The organism is Enterococcus phoeniculicola ATCC BAA-412 (assembly GCF_000407505.1).
Classification (GTDB): Bacteria; Bacillota; Bacilli; order Lactobacillales; family Enterococcaceae; genus Enterococcus_K; species Enterococcus_K phoeniculicola.
Window position 1 is genome coordinate 69,665 of record NZ_ASWE01000006.1, and the last position, 11,128, is coordinate 80,792.

The window sequence follows — 11,128 nt, forward strand, 5'->3', positions numbered from 1 at the left end:
TGAATATAGCACCTAAGGAGGGCAAGCATGAATAAGAAAAATAATGGCATGATGAAAAATGTCTTATACTATGCTCTTGTTATCTTAGCGATGGTGATGGTTGTTTACTTTATTTTTGGAAACAACAGTCAGCAAACGCCAGATATCGAGTATTCGAAATTTGCTGAACAACTTGAAGATGGCAAGATTAAGGAGTTCACGGTACAACCAGCTAATGGCGTTTATAAAATTACCGGTGAGTATAAAGAAGAGCAAAAAGTAAATAATAGTGGTGGCTTGTCGATTTTGGGTTCTACTAATGTCCCAGCAACAAGTTTCACGACAATGGTTTTACCAAATGATTCAACATTGAGTCAAGTAACGCAACTAGCAAAAGAAAATGGCGTTCAAACAAAAATAAAAGAAGAATCTAGTAGTGGCATTTGGGTGTCTCTACTCTTAAGCTTCCTACCAATTATTGTCATCATCTTTTTCTTCTATATGATGATGGGTCAACAAGGTGGCGGCGGTGGCGGTGGCGGCCGTGTGATGAACTTTGGCAAGTCGAAAGCCAAAGAAGCAGACAAAAAAGCAAACCGAATCCGCTTCTCTGATGTTGCAGGTGCGGAAGAAGAAAAACAAGAATTAGTTGAAGTTGTTGAATTCTTAAAAGACCCAAGACGTTTCGCTGAATTAGGCGCACGTATTCCAGCGGGTGTTCTATTAGAGGGGCCTCCAGGAACAGGGAAAACTTTACTTGCAAAAGCTGTCGCTGGTGAAGCTGGCGTTCCGTTTTACTCTATCTCAGGTTCTGACTTCGTAGAAATGTTTGTAGGGGTCGGCGCAAGTCGTGTCCGTGATTTATTTGAAACAGCGAAGAAAAATGCACCTGCGATTATCTTTATTGATGAAATTGATGCAGTGGGTCGTCAACGTGGCGCAGGCATGGGTGGTGGACACGATGAACGTGAACAAACCCTAAACCAATTGCTAGTTGAAATGGATGGTTTTGACGGAAACGAAGGAGTAATCGTTATCGCTGCAACAAACCGTTCAGACGTGTTAGATCCAGCTTTACTACGTCCGGGCCGTTTTGACCGACAAATTTTAGTAGGCCGTCCAGATGTTAAAGGTCGTGAAGCGATTCTTAAGGTTCATGCACGTAACAAACCATTAGCAGATGATGTAGACTTAAAAGTTGTTGCACAACAAACACCAGGATTTGCTGGTGCTGACTTAGAAAACGTATTGAATGAAGCTGCCTTAGTAGCCGCTCGTCGAAATAAAAAGAAAATTGATGCATCGGATATTGATGAAGCAGAAGATCGTGTGATTGCAGGACCTGCGAAGAAAGATCGCGTCATCAGCAAAAAAGAACGTGAAATGGTGGCTTATCATGAGGCTGGACATACAATCGTTGGGTTAGTATTAAGCCGCGCGAGAGTTGTTCACAAAGTAACGATTATTCCTCGTGGTCGAGCAGGCGGTTATATGATTGCTTTACCAAAAGAAGATCAATTCTTAATGACCAAAGAAGATATGTTTGAACAAATCGTTGGCTTGCTTGGCGGACGTACAGCAGAAGAAATTATTTTCGGCGTACAATCAACAGGTGCTTCAAACGACTTTGAACAAGCAACAGGCTTAGCACGTAGTATGGTTACAGAATATGGAATGAGCGACAAATTAGGACCTGTTCAATATGAAGGAAACCACCAAGTGTTTGTTGGTCGTGATTATGGTCAAACAAAAGCTTACTCTGAACAAGTTGCTTTTGAAATCGATCAAGAAGTACGTAGTATCTTAATGGAAGCACACAAGAAAGCACATGAAATAATTGAAGAGCATCGCGAACAGCATAAACTGATTGCTGAAAAACTTCTTGAGTTTGAAACGCTTGATGCAAAAGCAATTAAATCATTGTTTGAAGATGGTGTAATGCCAGAAGGATCTGCATCTTCTGAATTTCCTAGCGAAAAAGCACAAACATTCGAAGAAGCAAAACGTGCGTTAGAAGAAAAAGATGCGGAAAAACAAGCAGAAGAAAAACAAGATTTTGAAGAAGCAAAAAAAGAATTACATGATGAAGCAGAAGAAGTGAAGTTAGAAAGTGAAGAAACAGGTAAGGAAGTTTCTGATTCTAAAGAAGATGAAACAACTAAATCTGATTATGAACGAAATAATTTCGACGATCGCTACAAATAAGTGTAAAGATGAAGCCGATAAGCAATTCCTAATGAGGGTTGCTTGTTGGCTTTTTTCTTTTGAGGTATGAATCAAAAAACTAGAGTAAACGGGCTCTTTGTCAATAAGGACTGATGAGTTATACAAAATCAAATCTGGGTCAGAATGAACCTCATTCTGGCTCAGATTTTTTGTTATCTTACTTTGATTAATTGATTGATCAAAAAGATTCTAATTCTCATGTTCTCAAATGATTTAAATCCGTAGGATACTCGTTTCATTGTCTTTATGTGTGTGTTCTTTGCTTCTATTTTTCCATTGGAGTAAGGGTAGATCATTGCGTTGGTGATGCCTTCTTCATAATTCAGAAGGTTTTGAAGCTTCTTCCGAAAACCGTCATCTAGTGTTTCGGGAAGTTCTGCCAATAAGGAGAAAAATAAGTCAGGGTCTTTGTCTCGAAAGGCTTCAACTAATTCATGAAAAAAGGGATACGCCTCCTTCAGGGGCGCAGAAAAGCCAAGCAATCGATCAATCATCATTGCTTCAGTAAGAAACGGGTATTTTGGCGCTCGGAAACTTTTCCATGTTTTGTATTCATAATGGTTGATGTTTGCACGATTTTTTAGCAGAAAGCGCCAGTTCTTTCTCAGCTTTTCTGCCAGACTTTTCTGTCCTACTTTACGAAGCTCATTCATTTCACGGATACGTAACTCATTGAACGCCTGATTCATGTGTTTGACAATATGAAACCGATCAATCACTACTTTCGCATTTGGCAAAACACGCTTGGTGAGCTGGAAGTAGGCGGCGTTCATGTCTGTAACCAAGAATTCTACTTCTTCTGGATTGGTACAGCCTAAGAAATAGCTTGTTAATCGAGGTAACTTACGCGTAGGCAAGACATCAATTAATTTTCCTGTTTCGCCATCTGCGCAAATAAAGCTCATTTTATCTTCTATGGAAGCGTGCGAACGAAATTCATCAACCATCAATACTCTGGGGAGAATCTTCTTAGATTGCTTTGGTAAATAGCTTTTAAACTCTTTCAATGTACGAATAACGGTGGTCAAAGATACCTGACAGCTTTTCGCAATAAAAGATAAAGATACTTTTTCAGTCAGTAAAGAAGCAATTTTATATCTGACATGATTTGCGATTGAATGTCTAGGTTGGACAAAAGAACTTTGAGCAGTCCAATGAGTTCGACAATTTTTACAGGTATAGCGCTGCTTTTTTAAGCGCATAACCAAAGGCATATGATTGTATTGTTCAAAGCGGACAATCGTTTCCTTCTTCCCGTTTTTCACTACAATTGCTTTCCCATTTCCATCTACCACAGTAGAACCACAACTTCTACACGCACGAGGAGCAGGCGAGAGAACAGCATCGACGATCAACGTCTTTTCCTTCTGAAAGGTCTCGTAAGAGACCTCTGTAATCATCAAATCTTTCTCTATTATTCTCAGCATTTTTTTGATAGAATCATTCATATAGCATATCGTCCTCTCAGTTGTTTATTTTGTGGTGATTTAATCATACTAGAGAACGATATGTTTTTTAATACCTAAAGTGAAAATGGGACTGAAGAATCAATTATGATTCATCAGTCCCATAAATTATAGAGCCAGTAAACGTACATCTTGAGAAAAAAATGAATGTCAAAAGTTGAAAAATACCTCAGATACTAGTATTATTCACTAATGAGTCTTAATGAAAAGGGGAACATAAAATGAACGACTATTTAGTAAAAGCTTTAGGATATAACGGATTTGTACGTGCATATGCTGTCCGTGCAACACAAACAGTACAAGAAGCACAAAAACGTCATGATACGTGGAGTAACTCTTCAGCAGCACTTGGGAGAACCATGATTGGTGCTCTTTTGTTGGGTGCTACACTAAAGGGAGAAGATAAGTTAACAGTAAAAATACAAGGAGATGGGCCTGCGGGTGCAATCATTGTAGACAGTAATGGAAATGGGGATGTCAAAGGGTATATAAAAAATCCGCATATCAGCTTGCCGTCAAATGAAAAAGGGAAAATTGATGTTCGAGGTGCTGTGGGAACGAATGGGCTATTTACAGTGATCAAAGATTTGGGTCTTAAAGAACCGTTTTCTGGTCAAACACCACTTGTATCTGGAGAGATTGGAGAAGATTTTACGTACTATCTTGCTGTGTCTGAGCAAGTACCTTCAGCAGTTGGCTTAAGTGTTCTAGTGGATACAGATGATTCGATTAAAACAGCCGGAGGGTTTTTAATTCAAATTATGCCTGGTGCAGACGATGAAACGATTACTGCTATTGAAAAACGTTTGGCAGAAACACCGCTGATTTCAACACTTCTTGATGAAGGTCAAACACCGGAGGAAATTTTGAGTGGACTGCTAGGTGATGCTGACTTAAAGATTTTAGAAACATCTCCGGTTCAATTTGCCTGCGACTGTTCTAAAGATAAATTTGGTGCGGCAATTATCGCATTGGGTACAACGGAAATTCAAGCAATGATTGATGAAGATCACGGGGCAGAAGCAGTCTGTTCTTTTTGTGGAAATAAGTATACGTATAGTGAAGAGGACTTAGCTAGCCTGAAGCAAGAAGCCATGGGAGGCAATTAGATGGAGCTTGGAAAACATACGTGGAAAATCGGAGAGGTTGAAATCCCTAATAGAGTTGTCGTAGCACCTATGGCGGGAATTACGAATGCGGCTTTTCGTGTTACTGTCAAAGAGTTTGGTGCAGGCTTGGTTGTTTGTGAGATGATAAGTGACCAAGGGATTCATTTCCGGAACAAGAAAACTTTGGAGATGCTTTATATAGATGAAACAGAACATCCATTAAGTTTACAAATCTTTGGCGGAACTAAAGAGAGTCTGGTTGAAGCAGCCCAATTTGTAGAGGAAAATACAAAAGCAGATATTATTGACATTAATATGGGGTGTCCTGTGAATAAGATTATTAAAGCTGAAGCTGGTGCTAAATGGCTACTGGATCCAGATAAGGTCTATGAAATGGTTCATGCTGTTTCCTCCGCTGTAGATAAGCCAGTAACAGTTAAGATGAGAATCGGTTGGGATGACGCGCATATATTTGCTGTACAAAATGCACTGGCAGCCCAATCGGCAGGAGCCGCGGCAGTTGCAATGCATGGAAGAACTCGAGTGCAGATGTATGAAGGAAAAGCAGATTGGGATGTTTTAAAAGAAGTGAAAAGCCAGCTAACTATTCCTTTTATGGGAAATGGGGATGTTCGGACACCAGAAGATGCAAAACGCATGTTAGAATACGTGGGCGCTGATGGGGTGATGATTGGACGTGCGGCATTAGGAAATCCGTGGATGATTCATCGGACACAACAGTATTTAGAAACTGGTGAATTAGTAGAGGAGCCGACTCCGCGAGAAAAGATGGAGACTGCGAAACTTCATCTTCACCGTTTAGTGGAGTTAAAAGGAGAAGCAGTTGCCTCTAGAGAATTTCGGCAGCATGCAGCTTATTACTTAAAGGGTGTTTCACGTGCGGCAAAAGTTAAAGTAGCGATTAATCAAGCAGAAGATGAACAAACTATTGTTGATTTATTGGATGCATTCGTTGAAAAGACAGAGAAACAAGCAGAAAAAGAAATAGCAATAGGGGAATAAAAGTAAAAAACGAAAAAAATCACAAAGTTCATCTTGCTTTTTTCTGTTATCATTGGCATTATAAGAAAGAGATGAATCAGGAGAATGGAGGAACTCTAATGACAGAAGAGCAACAAAATCAAGTAGAAGATTTAAACGATCAAATGCTTGTGCGTCGTCAAAAAATGGAACAATTACGTGAAGAAGGGATCGATCCATTCGGACAACGTTTTGATAGAACACACAATTCAGTAGAATTACATGAAGCATTTGACGCTATGACGAAAGAAGAAGTAGCAGAACAGGCAGTGACGGCTAGTGTCGCTGGTAGAATCATGACCAAGCGTGGAAAAGGAAAAGCTGGATTTGCACATTTACAAGATCGCGAAGGACAAATTCAAATTTATGTACGTAAAGATGAAGTTGGTGAAGAAGCTTATGAACTTTTTACGCATGCTGATTTAGGAGATTTCTTTGGTGTTAGCGGAGATGTAATGAAAACTAATACAGGGGAAGTGAGTATTAAAGCAAAAGAATTAACGATGCTCTCAAAAGCTCTGCGTCCGCTACCAGATAAATATCATGGGTTAACGAACATTGAACAGCGCTATCGTCAGCGTTATTTGGATTTAATCAGTAATCGTGACAGCTTTGACCGTTTCATGAAACGTAGCCAGATTATTAGTGAGATTAGAAGATATCTTGATGGAAATGGCTATATTGAGGTTGAAACCCCCGTTTTACACAATGAAGCTGGTGGTGCTGCTGCACGTCCATTTATTACACACCACAATGCATTGGATATGGATTTATACCTACGTATTGCTTTAGAGTTACATTTAAAACGTCTAATTGTAGGTGGTATGGAAAAGGTTTATGAAATTGGACGAGTATTCAGAAATGAAGGAATTGATACAACGCATAATCCTGAATTTACGATGCTTGAAGTTTATACAGCATATACCGATTACAAAGATGTTATGAATTTAACCGAAGGAATTATCCGTAATGCCACTGAAAAAGTTTTAGGTGTAACAACAATAACTTATGGCGAACAAGAAGTTGATTTAGGTAGTCCGTTTACTCGTTTACACATGGTGGACTCTATTAAACAACAAACTGGTGTTGATTTCTGGCCTGAAATGAGTGTAGAACAAGCACGTGCCTATGCTAAAGAACACCATGTTGAAATTACGGAGAACATGTCAGTTGGTCATATTATTAATGAGTTTTTTGAAACGTTTGTTGAAGAGACATTAATTCAACCAACATTTATCTATGGTCATCCAGTGGAAGTCTCTCCTTTAGCTAAGAAAAATCCTGAGGACGGACGTTTCACAGACCGATTTGAACTATTTATCGTTGGTCGTGAATTTGGGAATGCATTTACTGAGTTAAACGATCCAATTGATCAGCGTGAACGATTTGAAGCACAAGATAAAGAACGCGAACAAGGAAATGATGAAGCGCATGGAGTGGATGAAGACTTCCTAGAAGCTTTAGAATACGGTATGCCGCCAACCGGAGGATTAGGTATTGGTATTGATCGTTTGGTAATGTTATTAACTGACGCTCAGTCTTTAAGAGATGTGCTGCTCTTCCCAACAATGAGATAATTACAGAACCAAGCCTTCAATAAAGGAGGCTTGGTTTTTTTGTTTGAGAATCCGTTTAAATCTTTTTTAGTTGGTGCAAAGATAATGAAAAATTAATAGCTATCTTTATGAAAAACTGTGGTTTTTCTTATGTGGAAATAAGTTTTAAGATGTTCTATAGAAAGAAAAGGTGAAAACCTTTAATAAATAAAGAGCGTATAAAGATAAAAAGATTTTGAAAAGTAATCTGTGTATAAGAAGGAGAGGGTCAGTTATCGAAAAAGACGTAAGAACAACATATCGAGAAGACTCATTTTATAGTGGAAGGAGTAATAAGATGAAACAAGAAGAAGTATCTCTCCAAAAGATAAAGAAAGAGGATATTCATTCATTATGGGAAATTAGTTACGGTCCTGCTGCAGATTTAGAATGGACTAAATGGAATGGTCCGTACTTCAATGATCCAATTTTGACATGGGAAGAATACAAAAATGGTTTTGGGAAGGATAGTGTAGACAATGAGATGAGAAGGAGTATTCTTTTAGGAGAGAAGCAGGTTGGTATGGTTACTGCTTATTGGGAAGACGGTTCGCTTAGAAGATGGCTGGAAGTTGGTATAGTCATTTATGATTCTTCACTTTGGAAAAAGGGAATAGGCAGACGTGCTCTTAAACAATGGTTAACTATACTTTTTGATCAAGAAAAGGAGCTTGAACATATTGGTTTCACCACATGGTCAGGGAATCAACGAATGATGAAGCTGGGAGAACAAGTGGGAATGAAAGAAGAAGGGCGGATTCGAAAGGTTCGCTTCTGGGAAAATAAATTTTATGATTCGATGAAGTATGGCGTAATAAGAAAAGAATGGAAAGAGAATCTAAGTTGAATAGAAGGTGAAACTAAATAGGTGAAACGTGTTTTTCAATACGACTATATATTGGGAGTGGAAAAACACGTTTATTAGTCGATTTTTTTCCGTTAAATAAAAAGATTATCGTAGTAAAAACGAACATTTTTAAGTCTCGTAAGAAGAATAATCGTAGAATAAAAAAACTCTAAAAAAAAAGAAGAAATACATTGACCTTATGCCATTTAGTTGGTATATTATTATGTGTTCGTGTGAATGGTTTTTCATTCATAAAACACAAAAAGTTTTTCTGAAAAAAACTTTTTAAATAGTTCTTGACGTTGAAGATTCAACATGATAGAATAACAAAGTCGCTCGAGAGAGATGACTGAATAACAGTTGATAAATCAATAAAATTTATTTTAAAAAGTTGTTGACAAATAACAACGGACCTGTTATTCTAATTAAGTTGCTGAAACAAGCGTACGACTTTCTGAAAAGAAGTTGAAAAAACTTTTATAAAAAACAGTTGACAATCACTTGTCTAGCTGATATGATATAAAAGTTGCTGAAACAGCAAGGTAGACCTTTGAAAACTGAACAAAGCAAGACAAACCAAATGTGTAGTGTGTACTTGATTTATCAAGTCACAAACATTTAACAAGCAAGCAATATGCTAGCAAACAAATTGAGCTTAACAATCGAAAGATTGTTCTAACTTTTATTATGAGAGTTTGATCCTGGCTCAGGACGAACGCTGGCGGCGTGCCTAATACATGCAAGTCGAACGCTTTTTCTTTCACCGGAGCTTGCTCCATCGAAAGAAAAAGAGTGGCGGACGGGTGAGTAACACGTGGGTAACCTGCCCATCAGAAGGGGATAACACTTGGAAACAGGTGCTAATACCGTATAACAATTGGAACCGCATGGTTCTAATTTGAAAGACGCTTTCGGGTGTCACTGATGGATGGACCCGCGGTGCATTAGCTAGTTGGTGAGGTAACGGCTCACCAAGGCCACGATGCATAGCCGACCTGAGAGGGTGATCGGCCACACTGGGACTGAGACACGGCCCAGACTCCTACGGGAGGCAGCAGTAGGGAATCTTCGGCAATGGACGAAAGTCTGACCGAGCAACGCCGCGTGAGTGAAGAAGGTTTTCGGATCGTAAAACTCTGTTGTTAGAGAAGAACAAGGATGAGAGTAACTGTTCGTCCCTTGACGGTATCTAACCAGAAAGCCACGGCTAACTACGTGCCAGCAGCCGCGGTAATACGTAGGTGGCAAGCGTTGTCCGGATTTATTGGGCGTAAAGCGAGCGCAGGCGGTTTCTTAAGTCTGATGTGAAAGCCCCCGGCTCAACCGGGGAGGGTCATTGGAAACTGGGAGACTTGAGTGCAGAAGAGGAGAGTGGAATTCCATGTGTAGCGGTGAAATGCGTAGATATATGGAGGAACACCAGTGGCGAAGGCGACTCTCTGGTCTGTAACTGACGCTGAGGCTCGAAAGCGTGGGGAGCAAACAGGATTAGATACCCTGGTAGTCCACGCCGTAAACGATGAGTGCTAAGTGTTGGAGGGTTTCCGCCCTTCAGTGCTGCAGCTAACGCATTAAGCACTCCGCCTGGGGAGTACGACCGCAAGGTTGAAACTCAAAGGAATTGACGGGGGCCCGCACAAGCGGTGGAGCATGTGGTTTAATTCGAAGCAACGCGAAGAACCTTACCAGGTCTTGACATCCTTTGACCATTCTGGAGACAGAACTTTCCCTTCGGGGACAAAGTGACAGGTGGTGCATGGTTGTCGTCAGCTCGTGTCGTGAGATGTTGGGTTAAGTCCCGCAACGAGCGCAACCCTTATTGTTAGTTGCCATCATTTAGTTGGGCACTCTAGCGAGACTGCCGGTGACAAACCGGAGGAAGGTGGGGATGACGTCAAATCATCATGCCCCTTATGACCTGGGCTACACACGTGCTACAATGGGAAGTACAACGAGTCGCGAAGTCGCAAGGCTAAGCTAATCTCTTAAAGCTTCTCTCAGTTCGGATTGTAGGCTGCAACTCGCCTACATGAAGCCGGAATCGCTAGTAATCGCGGATCAGCACGCCGCGGTGAATACGTTCCCGGGCCTTGTACACACCGCCCGTCACACCACGAAAGTTTGTAACACCCGAAGCCGGTGAGGTAACCTTTTGGAGCCAGCCGTCTAAGGTGGGATAGATGATTGGGGTGAAGTCGTAACAAGGTAGCCGTATCGGAAGGTGCGGCTGGATCACCTCCTTTCTAAGGAATATTACGGAAACTACACACGTTTGTTAAACTTTGTTCAGTTTTGAGAGGTTTACTCTCAAAACTTTTGTTCATTGAAAACTGGATATTGAAGTAAAAAAGAATCAAAACAAACCGAGAACACCGCGTTGAATGAGTTTTTTAAGAAGTTCAATTGCTTATTTTCTTGATGACGCTCCTATCGCTAGGAAAACGAGTCAAAACCCAACCGTAAGGTTGATAAGGTTAAGTGAATAAGGGCGCACGGTGGATGCCTTGGCACTAGGAGCCGATGAAGGACGGGACTAACTCCGATATGCTTTGGGGAGCTGTAAGTAAGCGATGATCCAGAGATTTCCGAATGGGGAAACCCAGCATTTTTAGTAGAATGTTACTTTCCAGTGAATACATAGCTGGTTAGAGGTAGACGCAGAGAACTGAAACATCTAAGTACCTGCAGGAAGAGAAAGAAAATTCGATTCCCTGAGTAGCGGCGAGCGAAACGGGAAAAGCCCAAACCAACAAGCTTGCTTGTTGGGGTTGTAGGACTCCGATATGGTAGTTCTTTCAGATAGTCGAATGACTTGGAAAAGTCAGTCAAAGAGGGTAAAAACCCCGTAGACGAAATTTGGAAGGT

The 11,128-nt window shown here is 40.5% G+C and carries 6 protein-coding genes and 2 rRNA genes; 7 read left to right on the forward strand and 1 reads right to left on the reverse strand.

Annotated elements, in window-relative coordinates; genetic code table 11:
* Nucleotides 1-27 precede the first annotated feature (27 nt).
* Entirely contained in the window at nucleotides 28-2,184 is a 2,157-nt protein-coding gene (gene ftsH, locus I589_RS17135) for an ATP-dependent zinc metalloprotease FtsH (protein WP_010766953.1), read from the forward strand.
* Nucleotides 2,185-2,357: 173 nt separating this feature from the next.
* Here the strand turns inward: ftsH and I589_RS17140 are convergent, their stop codons facing one another.
* The gene (locus I589_RS17140) at nucleotides 2,358-3,653 is read right to left on the reverse strand and encodes an ISL3 family transposase (RefSeq protein WP_010766954.1); all 1,296 of its coding nucleotides are present in this window, start codon (nucleotides 3,651-3,653) and stop codon (nucleotides 2,358-2,360) included.
* A 239-nt stretch (nucleotides 3,654-3,892) separates the two neighbouring features.
* Here I589_RS17140 and hslO point away from each other — a divergent pair, with 239 nt between their 5' ends.
* From hslO to I589_RS18550, 6 genes are all read left to right on the forward strand, one after another.
* Complete coding sequence (gene hslO / locus I589_RS17145; RefSeq protein ID WP_010766955.1) at nucleotides 3,893-4,780, forward strand: Hsp33 family molecular chaperone HslO; 888 nt, start codon at nucleotides 3,893-3,895, stop codon at nucleotides 4,778-4,780.
* The gene (dusB, locus tag I589_RS17150; protein WP_010766956.1) at nucleotides 4,781-5,803 is read left to right on the forward strand and encodes a tRNA dihydrouridine synthase DusB; all 1,023 of its coding nucleotides are present in this window, start codon (nucleotides 4,781-4,783) and stop codon (nucleotides 5,801-5,803) included.
* A gap of 98 nt (nucleotides 5,804-5,901) precedes the next feature.
* Entirely contained in the window at nucleotides 5,902-7,398 is a 1,497-nt protein-coding gene (gene lysS / locus I589_RS17155) for a lysine--tRNA ligase (protein ID WP_010766957.1), read from the forward strand.
* Nucleotides 7,399-7,714: 316 nt separating this feature from the next.
* Nucleotides 7,715-8,263, forward strand: a complete 549-nt coding sequence (locus I589_RS17160) for a GNAT family N-acetyltransferase (protein WP_010766958.1) — start codon at nucleotides 7,715-7,717, stop codon at nucleotides 8,261-8,263.
* 683 nt (nucleotides 8,264-8,946) lie between these two features.
* Nucleotides 8,947-10,506 (forward strand): 16S ribosomal RNA (locus I589_RS17165).
* Between the two features lie 229 nt (nucleotides 10,507-10,735).
* Nucleotides 10,736-11,128 (forward strand): 23S ribosomal RNA (locus I589_RS18550); the annotation flags it as partial.